General features: G+C 71.3%; 25 protein-coding genes. 7 read left to right on the plus strand and 18 right to left on the minus strand.

Translation table 11 applies throughout. The annotated features are described in order from the left end of the window. Window positions 1-97: 97 nt before the first annotated feature. Complete coding sequence (locus BA062_RS15310; protein WP_110336798.1) at window positions 98-1,951, plus strand: helix-turn-helix domain-containing protein; 1,854 nt, start codon at window positions 98-100, stop codon at window positions 1,949-1,951. Window positions 1,952-2,032: 81 nt separating this feature from the next. Next, window positions 2,033-3,307, plus strand: a complete 1,275-nt coding sequence (locus BA062_RS15315; RefSeq protein ID WP_110336800.1) for a hydroxymethylglutaryl-CoA reductase, degradative — start codon at window positions 2,033-2,035, stop codon at window positions 3,305-3,307. Window positions 3,308-3,331: 24 nt separating this feature from the next. Here the strand turns inward: BA062_RS15315 and BA062_RS15320 are convergent, their stop codons facing one another. The 12 genes from BA062_RS15320 to BA062_RS15375 form a co-directional block, all read right to left on the minus strand. Beyond that, window positions 3,332-4,591, minus strand: a complete 1,260-nt coding sequence (locus BA062_RS15320) for an NAD(P)/FAD-dependent oxidoreductase (RefSeq protein WP_210406851.1) — start codon at window positions 4,589-4,591, stop codon at window positions 3,332-3,334. Then, the gene (locus BA062_RS15325; RefSeq protein ID WP_110336804.1) at window positions 4,591-4,911 is read right to left on the minus strand and encodes a 2Fe-2S iron-sulfur cluster-binding protein; all 321 of its coding nucleotides are present in this window, start codon (window positions 4,909-4,911) and stop codon (window positions 4,591-4,593) included. The genes BA062_RS15320 and BA062_RS15325 overlap by 1 nt, the downstream gene beginning before the upstream one ends. A 23-nt stretch (window positions 4,912-4,934) precedes the next feature. After that, window positions 4,935-6,428 carry a glutamine synthetase family protein gene (locus tag BA062_RS15330; RefSeq protein ID WP_110336806.1) on the minus strand — a complete coding sequence of 498 codons (1,494 nt, stop codon included), beginning with the start codon at window positions 6,426-6,428 and terminating at the stop codon, window positions 4,935-4,937. Window positions 6,429-6,445: 17 nt separating this feature from the next. Next, the gene (locus BA062_RS15335) at window positions 6,446-7,117 is read right to left on the minus strand and encodes a type 1 glutamine amidotransferase (protein ID WP_110336808.1); all 672 of its coding nucleotides are present in this window, start codon (window positions 7,115-7,117) and stop codon (window positions 6,446-6,448) included. Further along, window positions 7,114-7,389 carry a hypothetical protein gene (locus BA062_RS15340; RefSeq protein ID WP_110336810.1) on the minus strand — a complete coding sequence of 92 codons (276 nt, stop codon included), beginning with the start codon at window positions 7,387-7,389 and terminating at the stop codon, window positions 7,114-7,116. The genes BA062_RS15335 and BA062_RS15340 overlap by 4 nt, the downstream gene beginning before the upstream one ends. Then, window positions 7,390-7,989 carry an aromatic-ring-hydroxylating dioxygenase subunit beta gene (locus BA062_RS15345; protein WP_110336812.1) on the minus strand — a complete coding sequence of 200 codons (600 nt, stop codon included), beginning with the start codon at window positions 7,987-7,989 and terminating at the stop codon, window positions 7,390-7,392. Continuing rightward, on the minus strand, window positions 7,986-9,314 hold the full coding sequence (locus tag BA062_RS15350; protein ID WP_110336814.1) for an aromatic ring-hydroxylating oxygenase subunit alpha: 1,329 nt from the start codon (window positions 9,312-9,314) through the stop codon (window positions 7,986-7,988). Before BA062_RS15350 ends, BA062_RS15345 begins: the two co-directional genes overlap by 4 nt. A gap of 205 nt (window positions 9,315-9,519) precedes the next feature. Then, on the minus strand, window positions 9,520-10,257 hold the full coding sequence (locus BA062_RS15355; protein ID WP_168213972.1) for a FadR/GntR family transcriptional regulator: 738 nt from the start codon (window positions 10,255-10,257) through the stop codon (window positions 9,520-9,522). Window positions 10,258-10,311: 54 nt separating this feature from the next. Next, complete coding sequence (locus BA062_RS15360; RefSeq protein WP_110337397.1) at window positions 10,312-11,145, minus strand: GntR family transcriptional regulator; 834 nt, start codon at window positions 11,143-11,145, stop codon at window positions 10,312-10,314. Between the two features lie 11 nt (window positions 11,146-11,156). After that, complete coding sequence (gene pdxA / locus BA062_RS15365) at window positions 11,157-12,200, minus strand: 4-hydroxythreonine-4-phosphate dehydrogenase PdxA (RefSeq protein WP_110336818.1); 1,044 nt, start codon at window positions 12,198-12,200, stop codon at window positions 11,157-11,159. Next, the gene (locus BA062_RS15370) at window positions 12,197-13,375 is read right to left on the minus strand and encodes a four-carbon acid sugar kinase family protein (RefSeq protein WP_110336820.1); all 1,179 of its coding nucleotides are present in this window, start codon (window positions 13,373-13,375) and stop codon (window positions 12,197-12,199) included. The genes pdxA and BA062_RS15370 overlap by 4 nt, the downstream gene beginning before the upstream one ends. Beyond that, on the minus strand, window positions 13,372-14,367 hold the full coding sequence (locus tag BA062_RS15375; protein ID WP_168213973.1) for a 2-keto-3-deoxygluconate permease: 996 nt from the start codon (window positions 14,365-14,367) through the stop codon (window positions 13,372-13,374). The genes BA062_RS15370 and BA062_RS15375 overlap by 4 nt, the downstream gene beginning before the upstream one ends. Before the next feature lie 144 nt (window positions 14,368-14,511). On the opposite strand from BA062_RS15375, the gene BA062_RS15380 reads away from it, so the two are divergent. Continuing rightward, entirely contained in the window at window positions 14,512-15,396 is an 885-nt protein-coding gene (locus tag BA062_RS15380) for a phosphatase PAP2 family protein (protein WP_110336822.1), read from the plus strand. Then, window positions 15,393-16,403 (plus strand): YdcF family protein, encoded by a 1,011-nt coding sequence (locus BA062_RS15385; protein ID WP_210406852.1) that lies wholly within the window; start codon window positions 15,393-15,395, stop codon window positions 16,401-16,403. Before BA062_RS15380 ends, BA062_RS15385 begins: the two co-directional genes overlap by 4 nt. 13 nt (window positions 16,404-16,416) lie before the next feature. Here the strand turns inward: BA062_RS15385 and BA062_RS40210 are convergent, their stop codons facing one another. From BA062_RS40210 to BA062_RS15410, 6 genes are all read right to left on the minus strand, one after another. Beyond that, window positions 16,417-17,427: a hypothetical protein gene (locus BA062_RS40210; protein WP_210406853.1), complete on the minus strand. Its 1,011-nt coding sequence runs from the start codon at window positions 17,425-17,427 to the stop codon at window positions 16,417-16,419. Window positions 17,428-17,441: 14 nt separating this feature from the next. Continuing rightward, window positions 17,442-18,650 (minus strand): polysaccharide deacetylase family protein, encoded by a 1,209-nt coding sequence (locus BA062_RS15395; protein WP_110336824.1) that lies wholly within the window; start codon window positions 18,648-18,650, stop codon window positions 17,442-17,444. A gap of 75 nt (window positions 18,651-18,725) precedes the next feature. After that, window positions 18,726-19,442, minus strand: a complete 717-nt coding sequence (locus tag BA062_RS15400) for a CBS domain-containing protein (protein WP_245959827.1) — start codon at window positions 19,440-19,442, stop codon at window positions 18,726-18,728. A 116-nt stretch (window positions 19,443-19,558) separates the two neighbouring features. Beyond that, window positions 19,559-19,729, minus strand: coding sequence for a hypothetical protein (locus BA062_RS39855; protein WP_168213974.1), 171 nt, complete (start codon window positions 19,727-19,729; stop codon window positions 19,559-19,561). Next, window positions 19,693-20,085: a hypothetical protein gene (locus tag BA062_RS15405; protein ID WP_110336826.1), complete on the minus strand. Its 393-nt coding sequence runs from the start codon at window positions 20,083-20,085 to the stop codon at window positions 19,693-19,695. The genes BA062_RS39855 and BA062_RS15405 overlap by 37 nt, the downstream gene beginning before the upstream one ends. A gap of 176 nt (window positions 20,086-20,261) precedes the next feature. After that, entirely contained in the window at window positions 20,262-21,008 is a 747-nt protein-coding gene (locus BA062_RS15410; protein WP_168213975.1) for an IclR family transcriptional regulator, read from the minus strand. Between the two features lie 117 nt (window positions 21,009-21,125). Between BA062_RS15410 and BA062_RS15415 the strand changes: the two genes are divergently transcribed. The 3 genes from BA062_RS15415 to BA062_RS40220 are packed head-to-tail and all read left to right on the plus strand — an operon-like array spanning window position 21,126 to window position 25,793. Continuing rightward, window positions 21,126-22,454 (plus strand): MFS transporter, encoded by a 1,329-nt coding sequence (locus BA062_RS15415; protein ID WP_168213976.1) that lies wholly within the window; start codon window positions 21,126-21,128, stop codon window positions 22,452-22,454. 37 nt (window positions 22,455-22,491) lie between these two features. Beyond that, on the plus strand, window positions 22,492-24,096 hold the full coding sequence (locus BA062_RS40215; protein ID WP_110336830.1) for an arylsulfatase: 1,605 nt from the start codon (window positions 22,492-22,494) through the stop codon (window positions 24,094-24,096). After that, window positions 24,093-25,793 (plus strand): glycerol-3-phosphate dehydrogenase/oxidase, encoded by a 1,701-nt coding sequence (locus BA062_RS40220; RefSeq protein WP_425452900.1) that lies wholly within the window; start codon window positions 24,093-24,095, stop codon window positions 25,791-25,793. The genes BA062_RS40215 and BA062_RS40220 overlap by 4 nt, the downstream gene beginning before the upstream one ends. The last annotated feature ends 16 nt before the right edge of the window (window positions 25,794-25,809 follow it).

The following is a 25,809-nucleotide window of genomic DNA, read 5'->3' on the forward strand; positions in this document are numbered from 1 at the left end:
AGGACTGTACGAGCAGCAAGCCGCCCGAGCTATGTATCGTTCGTCCAGTATGCCTTTGGCATCACTGGGTAATCGGCACATCGAAGCTAGGTGGACCATGACGGACTCGATTCCCGTCGGGATCGTCGTCGATCTCCTGCAGGCGGCATCCGCCGAGCACGAGGTCGATGTGGACGAACTGCTCGCGGGAATAGCACTCCGGGACCAGGACACGGCGCGGGTCGGCTACGAGCTGCGGCGCCTGCGCGCGACCTCGGACCGCTGGCGCCGCCGCGGCCAGGAACTGGCCGCGCTGTTCTCCTCCGCGCGGGAGCTCGCGCAGCTGCGGGACGTCGACGAGCTGCTGGGCCGGCTCGTCGAACGAGCGCACGACCTGGTGGGCACCGACGTCACCTACCTGTCCGAATTCGACGCGGAGACCCGGGAGCTGCGGGTGCGCACCACGCTGGGCACGGTCGCGCCGTCGTTCCTCGGGCTGCGGGTGCCGCCCGGCATGGGCCTGGCCAGCCAGGTGGTCGAAGGGCGCCGCCCCTGCTGGACGTCCAAGTACGCCACCATGACGCAGGCGCCCCACGACTCCGGCATCGACGCCGCCGTGGCCGCCGAGGGTCTCGTGTCGCTGCTGGGCGTCCCGCTGCTCGCCGGCGACGAGGTGATCGGGGTGCTGTTCGCCGCGAACCGGGTCGAGCACGCGTTCTCCCCCGACGAGATCTCGCTGCTGTCGGCCTTCGCCGACCACGCCGCCATCGTGCTCCAGACCGCCCGGCTGCTCGCCCGCACCCAGGCGGCGGCCGACGAGACCCGCCGCGCCTACGGCGAGCTCGCCCGGCACGTCGAGGCGATGGAACGGGCGAGCGAGGTGCACACCGACCTGACCAGCCTCGTGCTCGAAGGCGGTGAGGCGCCGGACGTCGCGACCGCGCTCGGGCGCGCGTTGAAGTGCCGGGTCACGCACCTCGACACCGACGATCTCGAGGACACCGTCGCCGAAGCCGTGGACCGCAGCCGCCGCAGCGGGCGGTGCGCACCCGCGGGCGGCGGCAGGTACGCCGTGGCGGTGCTCGCGGGCCCGACGCTGCTCGGAGCCATGCTGCTGGAGCAGGGCGACGTCGAGTTCGGGCCGGTCGAGCTGCGCACCGCGGAACGGGCGGCCCAGATCACCGCGCTGCTCAACCTCAAACGGGACGCCATGATCGAGGCCGAGCAGCGGGTCCGCGGTGACCTGCTGGCCGATCTGCTCTCCGACGATCCCGACCGGCGCGCCGACGTCGCGGCCCGCGCCCGCGCGCGGGGAGTGCACCTCGACGAGCTGCGGTCCGTGGTCGTCGTCTCGGCACCCGCCGAGCTGCGCCGCGAGACCGTCCGCGCGCTGCGCCGCACCGGCGGACCGGTCGGTGAACACGCCGACCGGGCCGTGGCACTCACCACCGAACCCGACCCGGCCGCCGCGAGCTCGTCCGTGCACGCCACCGTCAGCCGCGCCGTCCGGGCGCCGGTGCTGACGGTCGGCGCGAGCATCGCCGACGCCGACGCCGACCTGAGGGCACAGGTCGCGGGGGCGCTGGCGTGCGTGCGGATCCTGCCGGCGCTCGGCCTGCACGACGCCGCCGTCACCGCCGACGAGTACCTGCCGTACACGGCACTGTTCGGCCCCGGCGAGGCACGCGTGGCGGCGTACGTGCGGCGCGTGATCGGGCCCGTACTGGACTGGGACGCCGAACACGCGGGCAGGCTGCTGCCCACGCTCGCCGCGTACCTCGGCAACCGGATGAGCCCGGTCGCGACGGCGCGCGCACTCCACCTGCACAAGAACACCGTGCTCCAGCGCCTCGAACGCACGGCACAGCTACTCGGGGACGACTGGCAGGAGCCCGACCGGCTGTTCCGGGTCACCGTCGCCGTCCGCCTCGCCCACCTGACCAAAAGCCCGTCGGCGAAGGGTGATCAGTAGACGTTCGGTCCGTTCCCGGGTGCCGCCGCGCGGGCTAGCGTCCCTCTCGTCACGCAGCCACACCGAGGTGGGAGGGGCGCCATGCCGCGCACCAGTCGTATCCAGGGTCTCCGGGACCTGTCCGTGGAAGCCCGGCGCAAGGCGGTCGCCGAGGCCGCAGGCGTCGACCCCGGGTCGCTCGCCGCCTTCGACCCCGCGCACGGCCTCGGAACCGGGCTGGCCGACCACCTGATCGAGAACGTGACCGGGCTCCTCGGCGTCCCGCTCGGTGTCGCGACCAACTTCGTGGTCAACGGCGCCGACGTGCTGGTACCGATGGCGACCGAGGAGGCCTCGGTCGTCGCGGCGGCGAGCAACGCCGCCAAGATCGCGCGCGTACGGGGCGGGTTCACCACGTCGTCGACGTCGCCGATCATGCAGGCCCAGGTCCAGATCGTCGGCGTCGCGGACCCCGAGGCCGGCCGGGTGCGGCTGCTGGAGGCCCGCGAGGAGCTGATCGGGCTCGCGAACGCGCAGGACCCGAAGCTCGTGGAGTTCGGCGGCGGGGTCCGCGACCTCGCCGTCCGGCTGGTTCCTTCCCGGGCCGGGACCTACGTGGTGGCGCACCTGCAGGTGGACGTCCGGGACGCGATGGGCGCCAACGCGGTCAACACGATGGCCGAGGCCATCGCCACCAGGGCCGCCGAGATCGCGGGCGGGACGAGCCTGCTGCGGATCCTCACCAACAAGGCCGATCTCCGGCTTTCCCGTGCCCGCGCCGTGTTCGACGCGGCCGCGCTCGGCGGCGCCGAGGTCGTCGACAACATCATCCACGCCGCCGCGCTCGCCGAGGCCGACCCGTACCGGGCGGCGACCCACAACAAGGGCATCATGAACGGCATCACCGCCGTCGTGCTCGCCACCGGCAACGACACGCGTGCCGTCGAGGCGGGCGCCCACTCGCACGCCATCTCCCCCGCCGGGCTCTACAGCTCGTTGTCCCGCTTCGAGAAGGACGCCGACGGCAACGTCGCCGCCACCCTCGAACTGCCCATGCCCGTCGGTCTCGTCGGCGGCGCCACCAAGGTCCACCCGGTCGCGCAGGCCGCGATCACCCTGCTCGGTGTCGGCACGGCCGCCGAGCTCGCGGAGATCATCACCGCCGTCGGGCTCGCCCAGAACCTCGCCGCCGTCAGGGCGCTCGCCACCGAGGGAATCCAGCGCGGGCACATGTCCCTGCACGCCCGCAACATCGCCTCCGGGATCGGCGCCACCGCCGAGGAGGTGCCGGCCGTGGTCGCCCGCCTCATCGCGGACGGGAAGGTGCGGGCCGACCACGCGGAGCGGGTCCTCGCCGACCTGCGGGCCGGACGCTGAGCGACCGTCACCACCATCGCCTGGTCACGCTCGGTCGGTGATCAGCTCCTTGAGTGCCGTCCCCGGGTCGGCGGCCGGGTCGGGGGCGATGGTCTTTCCCTTGCCCAGCGCGCGTTTGACGGCCAGGAAGTCCGCGGGCCGGTTCACCGACTCGGCGGCGATCAGCGCGCCGCCGCGGTAGTACAGGACGGTCAGGCCGGCGACGGAGCCGTCAGTCCGCACCACGTACCGGTCGTACCCGCTCGCGATGCCCGCGATCTGCAGCTTCAGCTCGCGCTGATCGGACCAGAACCACGGCACGGGTGTCCGCGGCGGCTCGGCCCCGGCGAGGGCCGCCGCGGCGGCCCTCGCCTGATCGTTCGCGTTCTGCACGGACTCGACGGCGATCAGCTCACCCGGCAGGTGCGGGTGGGGCCGCACCGTGCAGTCCCCGACCGCCCACACCCCGGGGTGGCTGGTCCGGCAGGCGGCGTCGACGACGATGCCGCGCCGCACGTCGAGCCCCAGCTTCTCGGCCAGTGTGGTCTCCGGTACCGCCCCGATCCCCACCAGCACGAGATCAGCGGGCAGCAGCCGCCCGTCGGCCAGGCGAACGTCCTGGACGCGGTGACCGTCGCCGACGAGCTCGCGGACGTCGGCGGCGAGTTCGAACTCCACGCCCCACTCGCGATGCCGCCCGGCCAGGAACTCCGGCAGCGGAGCGGCGCTGACCCGGCTCAGCAGGCGGTCCTCGCGTTCGACCACCGTGGTCGCCAGACCGCGCGCGCTGGCGAGCGCGGCGGCTTCCAGGCCGATGTACCCGCCACCGACGATCACGACCCGGCCCGCCGTGGCCAGCCGGTCGCGCAGGCGCTCCGCGTCGTCGACGCCGCGCAGGACGCACACGCCGTCCAGGTCACCGCCGTCGGCCGGGAGCGGACGCGGCCGCGCACCGGTCGCCAGGACGAGCCGGTCGAACTCGACGGTGTCCCCGCCCTCGCACATCGCCGTCCCCGCGCCGGAGCCGTCCACCTCGACGTCCGTCACCCGCCGGCCGGGACGCACGTCGATGCCGGCGTCGCGGAAGAACTCCGGGGTGCGCAGGGCCAGGTCGGCGTGGACCGCCTTGCCGTCGAGAAACGCCTTGGACAGCGGGGGCCGCTGGTAGGGCTGGTGCGGCTCGTCGCCACAGAGCACGATCGGCCGGTCGTAGCCGAGTTCGCGCAACGTGGTCGCGACGCGGACGCCGGCCTCGCCGGCTCCGACGACGAGCACACCGGCTCGCCCGCGGGCACGCTCGCTCATCATTGCTCCGGCGCCACGGTCACCTCGATGCCGTCCAGCTCGTCCGTCATCGGGATCTGGCAGGACAGCCTGCTGTTGGCCGTACGCTCGGCGGCCGCGTCGTCGAGCATCTCGTCCTCGAACTCTCCGACCTCGCCGGTCAGTGGCAGGTAGTCGTCGGCGACGTAGACGTGACAGGTCGCGCAGGCCATCGCGCCGCCGCACTCGGCGACGATCCCGGGGACTCCCGACCTGGTCGCCGTCTCCATGATCGAAGCGCCGGTGCGGGCCTCGACGATCTGCTGGGAACCATCGGCACGGTTGAACACGATCTTGGGCATGGGCAGGTCTCTTCGGTCGGGGCTCAGAACAGCTCGAAGTACTCGCGGTGCTCCCAGTCGGTCACCCCGTTGACGTAGGTGTCCTGATCGGGGTGGTCGGCGACCCAGGCTTCGTAGCGGGAGATCTCGCTGCGCTTCATCGTCACCAGGTAGTCCACGAAGGTGTCGCCGAACTGCTTGCGGAAGAACTCGTCGGCGTGCAGGACGTCGACCGCGTCGGCGAGCGTGGTCGGCAGGTGCGGCACCTCGGCCGCGTACGGGTCCTCGCTGAGCGGTCCCGGCGAGGTCTCGTTGAGGATGCCGTCCAGCCCGGCCACGGCCTGGGAGGCGATGTAGAGGTACGGGTTCGCGGCGGCCTCGCCGACCCGGTTCTCCACGTGGGAGGCCTTGTCCCCGGGCGCGCTGATCACGCGCATCATGGCCGCGCGGTTGTCGTAGGCCCACGTCAGCCGGTCCGGCGCCAGCGAGTACGGCCGCCGCCTGCGGTAGCCGTTGACCGTGGGCGTGGTGAACACCGACGCCGGCGCACCGTGCGCCAGCTGCCCTCCCACGTAGTGCTGCCCCAGCGGGGACAGGGCCTCGTCCTTGCCGGGCACCATCAGGTTCTCGCCGGTCGTCGCGTCGGCGATGGAGGTGTGCAGATGCCAGCCGCTGGCGTAGAAGCCCTCGATCGCAGGGGTGCACATGAACGACGCGAGGAACCCCCGGCGTTTCGAGATCTGCTTGACCGCCATCTTGAACAGGATCGCCGCGTCGGCGGCCGCCATGCCCTCCAGGACGTCGAACGTCGTCTCGACCTGGCTCGGCGCCCACTCGTCGTCGAACGAGCGCAGCGGAAGTCCCATCGCCAGCAGCGCCTCCCGGATCGGGAGCAGGGCGTGGTCGATCTCGTCGAGGTGGTCGAGCAGCAGGTAGTTGTAGCCGCGGGCGACGGGGGCGACGGTCGGTGGATCCGCCGGGCTGCCGGGCGCGCCGAGCGAGCCCTTGCCAAGCAGGTCGTCCACGACCCTGGTCAGATACCACTCCATCTCGATCCCGGACACGAGGGTGTAGTTGTGCTCGGCCAGCCGGTTCAGTGCCTCGCGCAGGATCGTGCGGGGAGCGAGCGGAAACGGTGTCCCGCTGGTCAGGTACAGATCCGCGAACACCACCGCGGTCTTCGGCGCCCAGGGCAGGATCGTGAACGTCTGCGGGTCGGGCACCATCGTGACGTTCGGGCTGCCGCCGAGCCCCTCGATCTCGAAGCCCCCGTCGGCGCTGAAGGGGTTGAGCACGATCGCGTTCGCCGGGTCGAAGAAGAACGGCGCCATCGTGATCTCGTTGCCGGACTCCAGCGCACTGAAGTACGCGGGTGCGGTCAGTGCCTTGCCGCGCATCAGGCCGTGCTGGTCGGGCCACACCAGGCGGATCATCTCGATACCGTGCTGTTCGACCAGTGAGCGGGAGCGCGCTGCCGCCTCGGCCTGTTCCGGGGTGTGGAGGCCGTGGCGTTCGATGAACTTGGCTTTGCTGGGCATTGATCTCTCCTTTGAAATCAGCGGGAAAGTCGGTCGAACCACCGGTTCAGCAGGGTTCGTGAGTCGTCGGCACCGTCGGCGAAGTACCGTTCGGCGTCGCGTCGCATGGTCGCCACGTCCACGCCGAACCGCTCGAGTTTCGGGCCCTCGACGGCGAGGAGACCGCCGATGCCGCGCATGGTGATCTCGGGATGGAACTGCACCGCGAGGGCCGATCCTGCCGACCAGGCCTGCAGGTAGCGGTCCGATCTCGCGAGGATCTCGGCGTACTCGGGCGGGGTGGCGGAGTCGGAGTGGAACGAGAAGAACTCGCCGGCGACCTCCGTCGTGGCTCCCTCGGCGGGCTTGACCGTGATCATGCCCGCCTCCAGGCCGCTGTCCCCCGGCTCGGCCGAGCCGCCCAGGGCGCGCGCCAGCAGCTGGGAGCCGAGACAGATGGCGAGGACGGCAACGTCGTCGCCGACCGCGGCGGCGAGATAGCGTTGTTCCTCCCGCAGATAGGGATGATCGTCGTACGCGCTCTGCGGGCCGCCCATCGCCACCACCGCCCCGACCCGGTCGAGCGGGGGCAGCTCGTCGCCCCGGTAGGGCCGGACGAGTTGCAACGCGATGCCGCGCTCCCTGGCGAGCTCGGCCACAAGTCCCACGTCGGCGCGGTCGACATGGGTGATCACCGCGATCGGTTTCATGGTCGCGGCCTCGGCTCGATCGTGGTGCCCCACGGGTTCCAGTGGTCGATGTGGGCGAGCGCGCCCATCAACGCCGTGGCCTTGCCGCGATCGACCGCGACCCAGCTCTCGTCCGGACCGATCTGGTACGGGGCGAAGTCCCAGAAGGCGAGGTGCTTGACCTGCTCGACCAGCGGGGCGACGCTCGCCAGTTCGCGTTCCAGCCGTGCGGCCCTCCGGCGCAGCAGGGCGTTCTCCCGCCGGAGCGCGTCGAGTTCGTTGTCGTCGGCCATTCAGAACACCAGCGTCAGATTCTCGTGGAGCTGGTCGGAGTCGAGCAGGTTCACCTGCTTCAGCCTGATGCGCCAGCCGTCCGAAGAGGACCGGAGCACGTGCCCGTACCACCCGGGGTAGGCCTTGGTGACACCGGCCCGGAACTCGTGCACGACGACGTTGGAGCGCACCAGCAGGTCCCCGGTCGAGGGATCGACCGTGGTCTCCACGTTCCCGATCACCCGCCGCGTCCTGGACGCGGGGATCTGGCAGAAGGCCAGCCCCGTCCGCAGCCAGTAGACCCGGTCGGTGAGCCGGCGCCGGTCGTCGAACGCGTGCGACACCTCGACGGTCGGTTCCCCGCCGCCCGGGGTCACCGGAACCCAGTAGAGGCAGTCGTCGGTGAACAGTTCGAGCCAGTCGTTGAAGCGGCCCTCGTCGATCAGCCGCGCTTCCCTGGTGAGGAACGACGTCGCGCGGGACAGTTCGTCCGATGTGGACTCCGGCCAGTCCTCCCTGAGCAGCTCGGACTGGCGGCTCAGCTCACGATAGTAGTCGTTGCCGATGTGGTACGACCACGACGACGTGTCGGCGAACCGCGCGGGAATCTCGGTGCTCATCGGGCCCCTCCCGAGGTCATCAGGTCGAGCCAGGTCGCGTAGTAGTGCCGCATGTGCAGCTCGTCGGTCGCCGTGCTCGACACCACGCCGTCGGGGCCGACCTCCTGCCAGCCGGGGACGTTCAGCCCGCGGTTCGCGAAGACCCATTCCGCCTCCGGCGCCGCGAGACCACGCTGGACCTCCTCGAAGTTGGCCTGGTCGTCGGGCTCGCCGAACGCGGGAAAGTCCTCCTGCGTGCGCATCCTGATCGTGTTGATCTCCGGGGGAACACCGCCGATCGACGTGGCGTGCCAGCTCAGCTGCGTGCTGTCCACGGCGAGCGGTTCGACGACCTGGATCTGGTTTCCGATGATCAGCAGGTTCGGGAAGATGCTGAGATTGATCTGCGAGCCGACACAGAGGTCCAGGAGCCGGTCGGCGTCGGCACCGTACTCGGCGCGGATGTACTCCTCGACCCGCTCCCGGCCCGGCTGTGGCCGCTGGTTGGCCCAGAAGCTGCCAGGGCCGTCATAGTTGGGCCGCTGGTCGATCACGCTGTGCCCGTTGCCGAGCATGTAGGTGCGCATGGGGCCCTCGTCCGGCGACCGTCCGAAGTAGGCCATGTCCTTGCTTTCTCCCATGCGCGAGGCCATCTCCAGCAGCGACCGGTGGGAGAACGCCGGGTGGTAGCCGTCGCCGGCGTTGTCGTAGGCGAGCTTCCAGTTGCCGCGGTAGCCCATGCGGTGCACCCCGCTGCGAACGAGGACCTCGCCGCCGGGCGCACGGTCGATCCAGTAGTCGAGCCATCCGGTCGCCGGGCCGAGCCAGTCCGTCAGGGCAGGTGCCGACTCGTTGAGGGTGGCGAAGACGAACCCGCGGTAGGACTCGACCCGGGAAACCTTGTGCAGGCCGAACTCCGTGCGGTCGAAATCCTCTCCGTAGCCCTGCGGCCACGGCGTCCCGACCAGCTCGCCGGTGTTGCGGAAGGTCCAGCCGTGGTACGGGCACTGGAAGCTCTTGGCGACACCGCTCTGCTCACGGCACAGCGTGGCTCCCCGGTGACTGCAGCGATTGAACACCGCGTGCAGCACGCCCGCCCGGTCGCGGGTCACGATCACCGGTCGTAGTCCCATTCGGACGGACAGGAACGAGTTCGGCTCCGGCAGCTGCGACTCGTGGGCCAGGTAGACCCACGATCGTCCGCCGAAGATCTTCACCATCTCCTCGGCGAAGATCTCCTGGTCGGTGTACAGGGTCCGGTGGACCCGGTCGTCGCGGACCAGGGCGTGGAGATCGGGCCGGACCGCGGCGGGCCGTCCGGCCACCGCGTCGTGCTGGAGGGTCATGCGGACCTCCGGCCGGGAAAGCGCGAAACGTGTTTCGGCGCTCTCATTTCGGAAACCGACGTCATCGCCATTCCGGTTCACTCCTAGCAACACCATTGGGCCGGACTGCTTTCGAACGCGCGGCGCGTTCTGGGTACTATCGTCGGCCGGTGCCGTCAGCGAGTAAAGGCAAGGATTCTGACATTTCGAAGCGTGGCCGGAGCCTTCAGCGCTGCGCGGGCGGCTCGATGCCGCACAGGTCTCCAGCCAGTTCGAGATGACGCTGCATGGCGCCACGTGCCAGGATCGGGTCGCCGTCCACCACCGCCTGCCGGACGTCGTCGATGTGGGCGAGGACGTCCGCCGGATCGAAGTCCTCGATATCCACGCCGCAATCCTGAAAGGCGATGATCGTGGAGCTCACGAATGCCACGATCATCGGATTGTGCGAACATTCGGCCAGTTTGCGGTGGAATGCGAGGTCGTAACGGAGAGCCGACTGCCGGGTCCACGAACCCGCGTCGCCGGCCGGGCGCAGCCGCTCCAGATCGGCCAGCGCCTCGAGATCCTCCGCGGTGCGCCGTTGTGCCGCGGTCCGCGCCGACAGCAGTTCGAGTTCGAACCGGACCTCGACGATGTCGCGGTAGCTCATCCGCTCGGCGCCGATCGCGAGTGTCATGTACTGACCCATTCCGAGCGCGAAATGCTCCATGGACAGGTCGGAAACGCAATGCCCGCCTTTGCGGCCCCTCGTCGCGATGATCACCCTGGCCTGCTTCAGCGTCCGCAGCGCCTCACGCACGGTCGGCCTGCTCACCCCGAAGTTCTCGGCCATCTCCTCTTCCGAGGGAAGGCGGGACCCCGGAAGCAGGCTGCCGTCCAGAATGGCCTCCTTGATCGCCGTCGCGACCTGTTGCGGAGCCGTTTGGACCTTCTTGAACAGCCGAGCGTCCACCTTGCCCACGAGCACTCCCGACTGGTTCACCGCTGTGTGCGCTTCAGCGGGAGTATAGGGCCCTTACCCGAGGACCCGGCGCAGCTCGTCGAGCAGTGCGCGCGCCCGGTCCAGGTCCGCGCCCGCAGGAGTGGCCGTGGGCGTGGGCGTGTCCATGCGCACCGTCTCGGTGGCCGTCTCGGTGACGTCGATGTCGAACACCACCCGGTCAGCCCGGTGCCAGGCGGCGAACCACTCCAGCGGGCGTTCGTGCTGATCGGTCGTCTCTCCCTCGAGCAGCAGCAACGGGTCGCCGGGGCCGATCTGCAGCGTGCCGGCGAGCGCGTCGTCCGCGGCGACCGCGCGCACCTGCCTGCGGCCCCGCACCGGCCGCAGCCCGTACACGTCGGTGAGCAGCCGGTGCAGGGACGCGTCGGTGAGCTGCTCCGCCCTCAGCCCCGGCACCCGCTCGGCGGGCAGCCACGTGCGGACGTAGGACAGCACCTCACCGTCCACGAGCCGGACGCGTTCCAGGCGGAGCGACTCGCTCGTGCGCAGGAACGCCCGCGCGGCCGGAGGCGGCTCGTCGGCACGCAGGCCGAGCACGGTGGTGCGCAGGTCCTGCCCCCGGCCCGCGAACTGGTCGAACAGGCCGGTCGCGCGCTGCACCAGCCTGCGGTACTCGGCGGGCTGGGCCACCAGGGTCGGCCTGCCCTGGCTGCGGATCACGAGGCCGTCGGTGGCGAGCGCGGCCATCGCCTGACGCACCACGCTGCGCGCGACCCCGAACCGCGCGCTCAGCTCCGCCTCGCTGGGCAGGGGCGCGCCAGGGGGCAGGTCGTGGTCCAGGATCTGCGTGCGCAGCGCCTGGGCCACCTGCTGATGCAGGGGCCGCGAGTCGGAACGGTCGACGAGCACGATCCTGGATTCTACGAACCGGCCGTCGCGCGTGCGGCCTCCCACACCTGACCCCAGCCCGGTGCGAGCTCCGCCGCGCGACGTGTGGCGAGCACCAGGCTCGCCTCCCTGGCCACGCCCTTGCCCGCGATGTCGAACGCGGTGCCGTGGTCCACGGACACGCGCACCACGGGCAGCCCGGCGGTGATGTTGACGCCGTCGTCGCCGTAGACGGCCTTGAACGGGGCGTGCCCCTGGTCGTGGTAGCAGACGACGACCAGCTGCCACTTTCCGCGCACGGCCGCGGGGATGAGCGCATCCGCGGGCAGCGGGCCGACGGCGTTGACGCCAGCGGCCTTCGCCCGCTCGATCGCGGGCGCGAGCACGTCGGCGTCCTCGTCACCGAACAAGCGGTTCTCCCCCGCGTGCGGGTTCAGTCCCGCGACGCCGACGGGGGTGTCCGGCCTGCCGAGCGCGTCGGCGAAGGACCCGACGAGGCGCAGGACCTCGTCGACCCTGCCGGGGGTGATGCCCTCGATGGCGTTGCGCAGCGAGACGTGGGTCGTGAGGTGGAAGAGGTACAGCTCGCCCGCCGAGAGGACGAGGCTGAAGTTGCGCACGCCGAACTCGTGGGCGAGCAGCTCGGTGTGCCCTGGCCAGTTGTGCCCGCCCGCGTGCATGGCCGCCTTGTTGAGCGGGGCGGTGACGATGCCGTCGATGAGCCCGTCCCTGGCCAGCGCGCACGCGGCGATCACGAAGCGGGCCGCCGCGTCGCCGGCCACGGCACTGAGCTCGCCGTAGGGCACGGGCTCCAGCTCGGGCCCCACCTGGATCAGCTCGATCGTGCCCGGCTCGTTCGTGGCCTCGGCCGGTGAGCCGATCACCCGCACCGCGCCGGGGTCGGCACCGACGAGCTCGGCGGCCCGGCGCACGGCCCCGGCGTCACCGAGCACGACGGGCCTGCACACCTCGCGCAGGTCGTCGTGGAACAGCAGGGTGCGGGCCGTGATCTCGGGCCCGATCCCCGCCACGTCGCCCACGGTCAGCGCGAGGGTGGGTACTCGCGGTTGGTTCACCGCATGCTCCTTCTCTCTCGGACCGCCTCCGCGGCCTTGATCAACACGTCGGGGGCGCCGAACCCGCCCGCCTTGGTGGAGATGGGCAGCCCGGCGGCCCAGCCTCCGACGACGCTGCCCAGCGGCACACCCGGCGCGACGTGGCCGTGCAGCCGGATGCCGGCTCCGTCGAGCCGGTCGAGCACGGCGCGCGCGCCGTCGCCGCCGGTCACCACCAGCCCGGCGACATCGCGTGTGCGCAGGACGCGGGAGGCCACGTCCGCGAGCCGGGCGCTGACCAGCGGGGCGGAGAGCCCGGCGGTGTCCGGCGCGGTGAGCAGGAGCACGGGCGGCCGGGCGGCGGCCGACTCCAGCACGGCCGCGGCGAAGGACTCCCAGGCCACGTCGTCGGTCAGCTCGCCCCCGGCGGGTTCGTGCCAGTCGGCGGAATGCTCCGCGAGCGCCCGCACCTGCTCCCGCGCGGTGTCGTGCTGGCTGGTCACCACGACGAGCACCGTGGTGGGCCTCGCCGTGGGCTGCCACAATCTGGCGAGCGGACCCGCCAGGCCCGCCGAGCCGACGGGCAGCGCATGCGGCCCGAGCTCGACGGCGGTGCGCGCGATCCGCACCAGGTCGTCGTCATCGGCGGCGTCGAGAACGACGACCGGCCCGGCCGTGCGGACCTGCTCCGCCCAGGTGGCGGGCGAGCCGTGCGGATCGAGCGGCACCAGTGGGGCGCCGAGCAGCGTGGGCACGTGGCTCTCGGTCACCGGCGTGACCGGGTCTCGCCCGGCGGAGGTCTCGGCGACGGGCCGCCCGTTCACCAGCAGCACGCCGTCCTCGACCGTACGGCCGAGTGCCGGGAACGCGGGGCAGACGAGGGCCGTGGTGCCGGGCGCGAGCGCGCCGAGCACGGCGTCGAGCTCGGCCCGGATCGGCCCGCGCAGGGTGGAGTCGACCTTCTTGAACAGGCGCGTCACGCCCGCGCCGAGCAGGTCCCCGACCGCGTCGCGCACCAGGGCCGCCGCCTGCTCCGGCGCGCAGGCGCGGGAGTCGGTGGTGACCGCGACCACCTGCGCGCTGCTGTGCCCCGGCCGCAGCCTCAGTTCGGCGGCCCAGCCCTCATCGCTGAACTGCACCGCCGTGTCGCCGGCCCCCGTGAGGTCGTCGGCGACGATCGCGATGTCGTGGCTCATGCGGGGGCCGCCGTGGAGTTCTCGGGTTTGAGCGCTCCGGCCCGTTTCAAAGCGAAGGAGGCCAGTAGCGGCGCCACGATCGCCGTCACGAGCACCGAGGCGGCGACCTGTGCGGTGGCCGTGCCGACGTACTGCTGGAAGCTGGGGTCGGCGGCGGCGACCACGGCGGGGGTGGCGATCGCGTTGCCCGCGGTGGTCCCGGCGGCGAAGCCGATGCCCGACATGGCCCCGCGGCGCAGGAGGAAGCGGTAGCCGAGGTAGACCAGCCCGCCGGTGATCGGCGCGATCAGGAGCCCGAGCACGAGGCCGGTGAGCCCGCCGGTGACGACGTCGCCGAGGTCGATGCCGGTGCCCAGCGCGAAGGCGAAGAACGGGATCACGATGTTGGGCACGGGCTCCACCACGCGGCGCCACTGTGCGTCGATGTTGCCGACCACGATGCCGAGCAGGAACGGCACGATCGCGGCGACGAGCGCGAGCAGCGGGATGTCGCCGAACCCGGAGGCGCCGAGGAACAGCAGCGTGAGGAACGGTCCGTCGTTCACGGCGCTCGCCACGTAGGCGCCCCGGTCGCGTTCGTCGCCGTACTGCCCGGTGAACGCCAGCCACAGGCCGCCGTTGCTGTTGTCGATCGCCGCGAGCAGGCCCAGCAGCGAGACACCGAGCAGCCCGTCGACGCCGACGAAGACGCCGAGCAGCACCACCAAGCCTGCCGGGATGAGGCTCTTGGTCAGCAGGACGGTGCCCGCGGTGGCCAGTACCTGGCCGCCGGTGCGGGCGGTGACCTGCGTGCCCGTGGCGAAGATGAGCAGGGCGATGAACGGCAGGGCGCTCTCCTGGAACAGCGCCGTGGTGAAGCTGCCGATCTCCAGCGCCCCGGGCGCGAACGTGCCGACGAGGGCACCGAGCACGAGGGGCACGAGCATGAGCCCGCCCGGGATGCGCTGCATGGTGGCGAACAGGGGAACTCGCGAGGCGTCCGGACTGCCCACACCGGCCTCCTTGTCAACTCTGACACTTATACGTACATGTTGTACGTACAAGATGGCACACGTGGAGCGAAGGCGAAAGCGTGACCTCGATCTCCGAATTCCGCCAGGGCGCGCACAGTTGCTCCATATGGTCTAATCCCCCGCATGCTCATCGCGGAGGGGTACCCGAGCCTGACCAAGACCGTGACCCGTCGTTGGCTGGTCGTCGCCGCGGTGAGCGTGCTGGTGGCCGTGGTCGTATATCTGCTCGCCGTGCACACCACGACCGGCCAGCTGCTGGAGAACGCGGCGCTGCGCGGCGCCGACCAGGCAGGAACCGGTGACCAGAACGCGGCCGACGAGGCGCTCGGCGAGATCACGGTGTACTCACTGGCCGTCGCGGTCGTGGCGGTCGCGGCGATCGGCCTGGCACGCCGCCGGGTCGACCTGGCGATCGCAGCCGCCGGGCTGATCGTCGCCGGGCAGCTGATCACCCAGGCGCTCAAGCGGTTCGTGCTGCCCCGGCCCTCGCTGGTTCCGGTGGACGGTCCGTACGTGGAGAACAGCCTGCCCAGCGGGCACACCACGATCGCGTTGACGGTGCTCTTCGCCGCGCTGCTCGTCGTGCCCTACCGCTGGCGCGGGGTGGCGATCTTCTTCGTGCTGTCGTGGGCGGTCGGCATCGGCGCGTACACGGTCACCGCCAAGTGGCACCGCCTCTCCGACACTCTGGCCGCCGACGCGATCTCACTCGCCGTGGCCTGCGTCGCGTCGTGGTGGCTCGCGCGCCGGGGCATGGTGCGTCACCACGATGGGCCTCGCCGGATTCCGCGGGTGATCATCGTGGTGTTCACGGTCCTCGCCGGTCTGTCCTTCCTCGCGCTGGGCGTGGTCCTCAGCGGTGCGCCGCTCGCCCAGCAGGGACTGGAGGCGACGGTGCGCGACGACGCCTACGTGATCTACCTTGCCGCGGGCTCGTTCGCGTCGTTCGGGTCGATCGCGACGGCACTGGTGTTCCTGGCGACGTGGCGAAGGCTGGAGATCGCGTGAGGCCGTGGCTGATCCCGTTCGCCGTCGCCGCGCTGTTCGTCGTGGTGTTCCTGATCAGCTTCCTGCGCGACCGGCGCAAGCTGCGCAACGGGTTCTACCTGTTCTTCGCGTTGTTCTTCTTCGCGCTGGGGACGCTGTTCCTGGTGGCCTCGATCTCCGAGCGCGCGGCCACCGTGCTGCTGTCCGCCGTGGTCGTCCTCGTGCCGCTGTCCGTGCTGGCGCTCGGGGTGTTCCTGATCGGCAACGGCGTCACCATGCTCCGCCGCGAAGGACGGCGGCCCGCGAATTTGTTGTCGCTGCTGGCCGGAACCGGCATCGTCGCGTTCGTCCCGGTGCACGCACTGATCGGGCAGCTCGACTGGACGCCGTTGACGGTGGCGGCGAGCACCGTCAACGGTGTGCTCGGCTACGCGTCGTTCCTGTTCGTCTGCTTCCTGCTGTACGCGGTCGTCTACGGCCGTATCCGCAGCCGCCGCGGCGTCGACTTCGTGTTGGTGCTCGGCGCCGGGCTGCTGGACGGCCACCGGGTCCCGCCGCTGCTGGCCGGCAGGCTGGACCGCGCGCATCGCGTGTTCCAGGCCGAGCGCGCTGGCGGCGGCGATCCGGTGCTCGTCACCTCGGGCGGGCGGGGGCCGGACGAGGACCTGCCCGAAGCACGGGCCATGGCCGAACACCTGGTGGCCCAGGGCATGCCCGCCGACCGGATCCTGCTGGAGGACAGGTCGCGTACGACGTGGGAGAACCTGACGTTCAGCGACGCGCTCATGCGGGAACGCCGGGCGGGCTACCGGTGCGTGATCGTCACCAACAACTTCCACGTCCTGCGTGCCGCGCTGCTCGCCCGCAAGGCGAAGGTCAACGGACAGGTCGTCGGCGCGCCCACGGCGTGGTACTTCTGGCCGAGCGCCACGATCCGCGAGTTCGTCGCGGTGTTCCTGGCACACCGCGGTCTCAACTTCACGTTATGCGGGCTGATCGCCGCCTCGCAGGTCTCGCAGGCGCTGTGACCGGAGCGGCCGCTCAGCGGGACCGCAGCAGCCGCAGACCGAAACCGGTGACCGCCGACATCGCGGCGGCCATCAGCAGCCCGCTGCCCAGTCCTATCGCGACGATCAGCGCTGTCGGCTGCCCTGGCTGCCACAGCGGGGTCGCGACCGCGAGGAACACGGCGAGCCCCGCCAGCCAGGCGAGGGCGGTCACGCCGATCCACCGGCCGGCCCGCGGGACGTGCCCGCGCAGCACCAGCCACTGCGCGGTGCCGATCGAGGCGAGCACCCCGGATCCCAGCAACACCAGGACCGGGATCGGCGCGTCCTCCGCCCACGTGAACGGACCCAGCGCGAGTACGTACGCCACCACCGCGGCGAGGGCCGTGGCCACGGTCCAGCGGGCCCGCGAGAGAGCGAGCAACGCCCGCCGCAACACGGTCGCCTGACCGAGACCCAGCAACGTTCCCTCGATCGCACCCGCGGCCAGCAGAAGCGGCAGCGCAACGGTGCTCGCGCTGTCCGCGGTGAGCGCACCGGCCAGCACGGGCGGTCCGAAGCCCACGAACTCGCAGCCGGTCACCACGACGAACCACGGCCACGCGAGCGCGCGCAGAGCGGGCGGTGCCGACCAGCCCGGCGGCAGCTCCAGCCCCAGGACCGGGAGCTCCGGTCGCACCTCGGTCCGAGGGAAGACGGCGACGTAGGCGGCCAGCGCGGCTTCGCGGTCCGTCCCCGACAGCACGCGCCCGCGACCACCGGACCAGCGCCCGCGCAGCCGCACGTCCACGGGCCGGGGGCTCGTGAAATGCCGCCACCACCGTTTGCGCCACGGCTGTCCGGCCACGACCACGAGCCGGTCATCGTCCCGCGCGTACTGCACGGGCAGCAGGACGGCGCGGTCGTCCCGGGCGTGGTACCGGAGTGCGCAGAGCGTTCCGTCGGCGAGCAGCCCCAGCGGGGATGTCAGCCACCACAGCAGGAACCGGTTGTACCACGGCACCCGATGTGCGGCGCTGGGGATACCGGTCTCGGTCGCGCGCATGGGCCCGCCCCTGATCACGCGTAGATGACCCGGGTGGTTCCGGTGGCGGCGGTCCAGATGATCGCACCGCCCTGGAAGTCGCTCCGCCGGCCGCCGCTGACCGCGTACTCGTCAGAGACCGGGTAGCCCAGCCTGCTGCGCTCCCAGCCCAGTGACGCCCACCTGGTCAGGATCGCGCCATGCACCTCGTGCGCGCCCGTGGACGGGCTCCAGTAGGCCGAGCCGCCCTGGAACTGGCCGTACCGGCCGATGCCGTCGGGGCACCGGCGCTCGTCGGTGCGAGGGAATCCGAGGAAGCCGTTCACCGTGCCCAGCCCGGCGTACTTGCTCATGATCGCCCCGTGCACCTCCCGGGCGCCGATGGCGCTGTTCCAGTAGATCCGGCCGTGCTGGAACCACTGCACCGCACCGGCACCGCCCGCCGTTGCCGAGGTCTCCCCCGTCCTCGGCGCGCCGAGCACCGAGTTGCGGGCTCCGAGCGCGGCGTATTTGGCACCGATCGCCCCGCGCGTCACCGAGCGATACGGGCTGGTGAAACCGTAGCCCATGCCGCGCAGCGTGGAGATGATCTGCGGCAGCGCGGCCGTGTCGGTCGACTCGTTGCTCAGGTGCATGACGATCGTCGCACCGGGCACCGTGTACTGGCGCACGCGGGACAGGATCGTCGCCGTACTCGCGCCCTGGTAGCCGGTCGTGTCGAACGTCCAGTCGTAGCTGAGGTAGTAGCCGCGCAGGGCCAGGTCCCGGTTCACGCCGGCGTTCAGGTAGCCGTCCCGGTAGGGCGCGCGGAACCACCCTGCCGACGTGTACCCGATGCGGTTGTACACCGCCTCGGCCCTGTCGAGCTGCGACCAGCGCTGCGCCTGCGTCAGATCGGTGAAATACGGGTGGTCGTAACTGTGGTTGATCAGCTTGTGGCCCGCGGCCAGCAGTTGCCGGGCCCGGTCGGGATACCGGTCTACGTACCGGCCGGTCAGCCCGAACCCCGCAGTGATCCCGTTGTCCCGCAGGATCCGCAACACCGTCGCCGGGTCACCCGGGCTCCACCAGTCCGCGTCGAAGGTCAGCGTCACCACTTTCGTGCTGGTGTCGTAGGCCCGCGTGAACACCCTCGCCGACGCGGGTGCCACGTCGTTGGCCGCCGCGCCGGGAGCCAGAGTGCCGACGAGCAACGCCACTGCCGCGAGCACACCGCCGGCTCCCCAGATCCGCTGTCGCGCCATGGCCGTCCACCTTCCCGTTTCCCCGTAGCAGGACAACCAAGCCTCCGCTCGCGACGCGGGCGGTCGGCAGGGCCGTTAGGCCCGAACGGCGCGGGCCTTCGGCACCTGCCCGTCGTTCCACCGGTAGCCGAGCCGGTTGCGGACCTCCACCACCCCAGGGATCCGCCCGGTCAGGCTCACGGCCAGCTCGACGTCGCTCTTGCGGTCGAGCTGCCCGAGCAGCAGCACCACCCCGTGCTCGACGGCGACGCCGACCGACGTTCGCGGCACGCCCAGTGCCGCGCCGAACACCTCGGAGACCACCTCCCGGTGGATGTCCCTGTCCGGGCGGAGGTAGCCCAGAATCAGGTCCCGCCGGGACAGGACGCCCACCAGCTTGCCACCGTCCACAACGCACAGCCGGCGGACACCGGACCGGCCCAGCATGCGCGCCGCCGCGGCCAGCGACGTGTCCGCGTCGACGGACAGGACGGGTGCGCTCATCAGCTCGCGCGCCTTCGGGGCCGCCGCCGAATGGTGATCCGCAGGCTGCCGGCGACGCAGCCGGAGTCCGCGTCCGTGCCCCGCGTGGGGATGCAGGCGGGCGCTGATGAGGTCGGCCTCGGTCACTACACCCAGTACCGCGTCGCGGTCGTCCACCACCGGTACGCCGCTGATGCCCTGTTCGGTCAGCAACGCGGCGATGTCGGCGAGCTCGGTCCCGGGCCCCACCGTGTACGGCCGCGGCGTCATGACCGAGCGGACGGTCCGCTGGTCAGGTGTGCGTACCTCCACCCCGGCGGTGCTGTCCATGGGCGCCTCCTCCGGCTCTGCCACAACAGTGCAGGACCGGACGCGGAGAGACCAGGGACCTTGGGCCTCGACCGCGGTGACCACACGCCCTGCCGGGGGGGACGGTCGTCCGCGCGTTAGTGATCCGTGGAAAGGCGCTCGAAGGGGTCTGTTTCGCGCATGCGGTCGCAGTACGCCTCGGCGGCCCGGTAGAAGCGGTCCCGCACGATCGGCATGGTCGCCTCCGCGTTCATCGCCGCGTTGTCGTACTTCACGACCTCGGCGTCCGTGATGGCGCCCCTGGCCACCAACTCCTCGGCTCGGCGCTCTGGAACTGCACGCAGACGACGGCGGCCTTGCGGTACTCGCTTGCCGTGTCGCTGTGTCCCAGTGCCGCGACCGCCGCGGCCAGGATGGTCGCGGCCAGGCTGACGCCCGCGGCGATCCACTTCCACACGCTGCCCACCTCGCCGACGTTCAGGCTGGTGAAGATCGCGCTGGAGACGAGGGCGCTCAGGCTGGCCGTGACGACGGTCAGGATCCGGTGGGTACCGTTGATCACGGACGCACCATGGTCGTACGCGCGGGCCTTCGTGTGGTAGCTGTGGCGGCGGGTGCGCAGGACGTCATCGTTGGTCACGTGCGCCGACAGGTCGGTTGTCATGACGAACCTCCAGTAGGCCGGACGCCGAGACGGACCGGCGCTGTCCACCGGTTTACCTCCGTCGCCGGCCAGCAGACCATGGCCGGAGGTCACCGTTCGCCACGGTCCTTGTACTCCCGCACGCGAAGACCTCACGATGTTCCACAGTGGACCTCCGAGTTCGGCGGTCCAGGGACTCAGCCGCCGAGCGCCTGGCTGATCTTGTGCGCTGCCGCCTGCGCCTCGGGCAGGATGCGGTCCATCTCCGGCTCACTCATCCGGGCGCTCGGTCCGGACACGGACAGCGCCGCCGCGATCCGGGACGTCGCGTCGCGCACCGGGACGGCGATCGCACTGACGCCGTTGATCGTCTCGTCGAACGCGCGATCGTGCCCCGCGCGGCGGATCTCGGCGAGCCGCTCGAGGAAGGCATCGCGATCGGCCAGTCCGATCGCCCGCCAGGGCCGCTCCCCCGCGTCCCGCAGTGCGGCGTCGGTGTCCGCGGAAGGCAGGTGCGCCAGGAGCACCCTCCCCGGCGCGCCCGTCCACAGTGGATACGGGTAGCCGAGCTCGGAGTGCGCCCGCAGTTCCGACTGGCTCTGCACCTCCTCGATGAACATGCGTTCCGCGCCGACCACCACGGACAGCCCGATCGTCTCGTCGGTGGCGTCCCGCAGCGTCCGCATGTGGGGCAGTGCCGTGTTGCGCAGGTCCAGCCGCTCGCGGTAGGCCATGCCGAGCGTCAGCGTCCTCGGGCCGAGCCGGTACTTGCGGCTCGCCGGATCCTGCACCGTCATCTGCGACTCCTCCAGCGACTGCAACAGCCGCTGCGCGGTGCTCTTCGGCACGTCGAGCCGGGCGGCGAGCTCGCGAGCGCTGAGGTCGTCCGTGCTCTCCCTGAGCGCATCGAGAATCAACATCGCCTTGCGCAGCGCCTCGCTCACACCGACCCCTTCCACACCGTGGCCTTGACGACCACCACACCGATGAGAGACAGTACCACTGTCCCGCCAGATGGTCCACTGTCCCATTTTTGGACTCCGATGTCAGAAGGGTGTCCGATGAGGTACTCCCTCTCCCCAGGCGAACCCGCCTCGATCAAGCAGGTCACCACCGCGAGCGTGATCGGCGCCGTCATCGAGTGGTACGACTTCTTCCTCTACGCCACGATGGCCGCGCTGGTCTTCAACTCCGAGTTCTTCCCCAGCTTCGACGCGCTCACCGGCACACTGGTGGCCTTCGGCACGTTCGCCGCGGGATTCGTCACCCGGCCCATCGGCGGGGTGATCTTCGGCCACTACGGCGACCGGCTGGGCCGCAAGAAGATGCTCGTGATCACCATGATGATCATGGGCGGGTCGACCTTCGCGATGGGCCTGCTGCCCACCTACGAGACCATCGGGATCTGGGCGCCGATCCTCCTGCTCGTGCTGCGCATGCTGCAGGGCATCGGCCTCGGCGGCGAATGGGGCGGCGCCGCGATCCTCACGTTCGAGCACGCGCCGAAGCACCGCCGGGGCCTGTTCAGCAGCTGGCCGCAGACCGGTGTCCCCATTGGACTTTTGCTGTCGACGCTCGCGGTCAACGGCGCGGGCGCGTTCGGCGACGACGCGCTCGTGTCGTGGGCCTGGCGGCTGCCCTTCCTGTTCAGCATCGTGCTCGTCGCCGTCGGGTTCTTCGTTCGTCTCAAGGTGTCCGAGCCGCCGGCGTTCGAGCGGGTGGTGGAGTCTGGCGAGCGGGCCAAGGTTCCGTTCGTCGAGGTGTTCCGCACCTACCCCAAGCTGACGGTTCTCGCGATGGGCACCCGGTTCTGCGAGAGCCTCGTCTTCAACATCTACAACGCGTTCATCCTGACCTACACCACGATCGTGCTGGGCCTGCCCAAGAGCGTCGCGCTCAACGGCCTGCTCATCGCCGCCGTCGTCGGCTTTCTCGTCATCCCGCTCACCGGCGGGCTCTCCGACCGCATCGGCCGCAGGCCCGTGCTCGCCATCGGCGCGCTGATCTCGGGAGTGTCCGCGTTCCCCGTGTTCGCCATGATCGACACCGGGAACACGCCACTCATCTGGGCCGGGATCATCATCGGCTGGGCGTTCGGCGCGTGCACCATGTTCGGCCCCGAGGCCGCGTTCTTCGCCGAGCTGTACCCGGCCAGGGTCCGCTACACCGGCATGTCGATCGTCTACCAGCTCGGCGTGCTGCCCTCCGGCGCGATCGGCCCCGCCGTGGCGACCGCACTGGTGGATCGTTCGGGCGGTGACTCCTGGCCCGTGGCGACCTACCTCGTGCTGTTCGCCGTGCTCGCACTCGTCGCGCTCGCGTTCACCCCGGAGACCTCCCGGCTCAACCGTGACGACGCACCGCTCACCGACACCGCCGTCGGCAAGTGAACAACCCTGCCCATCCTGGAAAAGCTGGAGAAACACTGTGCCCCGTAAGCCTGACATCGTCCTCGTGCTCGCCGACGACATGGGCTTCTCCGACATCGGCTGCTACGGCGGCGAGGTGCGGACCCCCAACCTCGACCGCCTCGCCGCGTCCGGCGCGCGGCTGACGCAGTTCTACAACACCGCGCGCTGCAGCCCCTCCCGCGCGTCGCTGCTGACGGGCCTGCACCCGCACCAGACCGGCATCGGCATCCTCAACTACGACGACTCACCCGACGGCTACTCGGGCACGCTCAACGACTCCTGCGTGACCCTCGCTGAGGTGCTGCGGCCCGCCGGCTACGGCACGTACCTGTCCGGCAAATGGCACATGTCGAACGACCTGCGCAACCCCAGCGACGCGTGGCCGACCCGCAGGGGCTTCGACCACTTCTACGGCACGCTCGCCGGGGCGGGCAGCTACTTCCAGCCCGCCACCCTCACGCGCGGCGAGGAGAACATCGAGCACGAGGCGCTCGAGGACGGCTTCTACTACACCGACGCGATCTCCGACAACGCGGTGTCGTTCGTGCGGAGGCACCACGACGAACGCGCGGACGACCCGATGTTCCTCTACGTCGCCTACACCGCCCCGCACTGGCCGCTGCACGCGCTGGAGGAGGACGTCGCGAAGTACGCGGGCCGCTTCTCCGCCGGCTGGGACGAGCTCCGCCGGGAGCGGCTGCGGCGGCTCGTCGAGATGGGCATCATCGACGAGAACTGGGACCTGACCGACCGCGACCCGGACGTCCCCGCGTGGGAGGACGCCGGCAACAAGGAGTGGGAGGCGTTGCGGATGGCGGTCTACGCGGCGCAGATCGACCGCATGGACCAGGGCATCGGCCGGATCCTGGACGAGCTGGAGGCCACCGGCAGGCTGGCGGACACGCTGTTCGTCTTCCTCTCCGACAACGGAGGCTGCGCGGAGGAGATGCCACCCGACACCGCGAAGGACTTCGTCACGGCGTTCGTCGACTTCGCACCGACCACACGGGACGGTCGCGAGGTCGTTCCCGGCAACGTGCCGGACCTCGCGCCCGGCCCGGAGAGCACGTATGCCACGTACGGAACCGCGTGGGCGAACCTGTCGAACACGCCGTTCCGGGAGTACAAGCACTGGATCCACGAGGGCGGGATCTCGACGCCGTTCATCGTGCACTGGCCGCAGGGCCTCGGCACCACTCCGGCGGTGCGGACCACCCCACACCAGCTGACCGACGTCATGGCCACCGTGCTCGACGTGTCCGGCGCGGACTATCCCGAGCGGTTCGAGGGCCGGGCCGTCCTGCCGCTGGAGGGCCACAGCATGCTGCCCACGTTGCGCGGCGAACCGGGCGACCCCGCGCGGACGCTGTTCTGGGAGCACGAGGGCAACGCCGGTGCACGCCGCGGCGACTGGAAGCTCGTCCGCAAGTACGGCCTGGACTGGGAGCTCTACGACATGGGGCGCGACCGCACCGAGCTGCACGACCTCGCCGCCGAGCACCCCGACATCGTCGCCGAGCTCGCCGGGGCCTACGAGGCGTGGGCGACGCGGTGCGGGGTCCTGCCCCGCGAGCAGGTGCTCAAGCTGTACGCCGAGCGCGGCCACGGGCTGCCGACGTGAGCGGACCGGTCTTGAACCCCGCGACGCAGGAGCGGGCCTGGGAGGAGCTGTCCTCGGCGTCGTTCGACGTGCTCGTCGTCGGCGGCGGGGTCACCGGCGCCGGTGCGGCGCTGGACGCGGCGACCCGCGGCCTGCGCACCGCGGTGGTGGAGCAACGGGACTGGGCGGCGGGCACGTCGTCGCGGTCGAGCAAGCTGTTCCACGGCGGCCTGCGGTACCTGGAGCAGCTGAACTTCTCGCTGGTGCGGGAGGCGCTGCGGGAACGCGAGCTGATGCTCACCAGGCTCGCGCCGCACCTCGTGCGCCCGGTGTCGTTCCTGTACCCGCTGCGTCATCGCGGCTGGGAACGGCCCTACGTCGGCGCCGGGATGCTGCTCTACGACAACCTCGGCGGTGCGCGCTCCGTGCCCGGCCACCGGCACTACACGCGGCGCGGCGCGCTCGGGCTCGCGCCGGGCCTCGACCCTGCCGCGCTCACCGGGGCGCTGCGGTACTACGACGCCGAGGTGGACGACGCGAGGCACACCCTCGGCCTCGTGCGGACGGCCGCCCGGCACGGCGCCGTGGCCCGCTCGTCCACCGAGGTCGTGGGCCTCACGCGCGACGGCGACCGCGTCACGGGCGCGCGGCTGCGGGACGTCGAGACCGGCCGCACCACGTCCGTGCGTGCGCGCGTGGTGCTGAACTGCACGGGCGTGTGGTCGGACCGGCTGCACGACCTGGCGGGCGGGGACAGCCCCTTCACCGTCCGGGCCTCCAAGGGTGTGCACATCACCGTGCCGAGGGAACGGTTCCGCAGCGAGACGGGACTCATCCTGCGCGCGGGGAAGTCGGTGCTGTTCTTCATCCCGTGGGGCACCCGCTGGATCATCGGCACCACCGACACCGGCTGGGACCTCGACGTGGCGCACCCCGCGGCCACGAGCGCCGACCTCGGCCACATCCTGCGGCACGCCAACTCGGTGCTGGCCGAGCCGTTGACCACCCGCGACATCCTGGGCGTGTACGCGGGGCTGCGGCCGCTGCTGGCGAAGGGCACCGGTGCCGGCGGCACGACGGCGCTGTCGCGGGAGCACGCGGTGGCGAGGCCGAGGCCGGGGCTCGTGTCGGTGGCGGGCGGCAAGTACACCACCTACCGCGTCATGGCCGCCGACGCGGTCGACGCCGCCGCGCCGGACCTGCCCGGGCTCGTCCCCTCGGTCACGGCCGAGGTGCCGCTGCTCGGCGCCGACGGCTACCGGGCACTGTGCAACCGCGTGGGCGCGCTGGCCGCCGGGCACGGCGTCACGGAGCGCCGGATGCGGTCGCTGCTGGACCGGTACGGTTCGCTGACCGGCGAGGTGCTCGCCCCGGCCCGGGACGAGACCTCGCTCCTGGAGCCGGTCGACGGCGCCGAGGAGCACCTGCGCGCCGAGATCCGGTACGCGGTGACCCACGAGGGCGCCCTGCACCTCGACGACGTGCTCACCCGCCGCACCCGGATCTCCTTCGAACGCGCCGACCGAGGTACCGACGCGGCCGAGGCCGTTGCCGGGATCATGGGTGAGGTGCTCGGCTGGGACGCCCGCACCAGGGCGTCCGAAGTGGACAACTACCTCGGCAGGGTGGAGGCCGAGCGGGCCGCGCAGCGGTTGCCGGACGACGCGTCGGCCGCCGCCGCGCGGTCGCGGGTGCCGGACTCGCGGACAGTGAGCTGAGAAGGGCGGGACACGA

Origin of the sequence: Prauserella flavalba (assembly GCF_003202235.1) — a bacterium.
In the GTDB taxonomy this organism is placed as follows: domain Bacteria; phylum Actinomycetota; class Actinomycetes; order Mycobacteriales; family Pseudonocardiaceae; genus Prauserella_A; species Prauserella_A flavalba.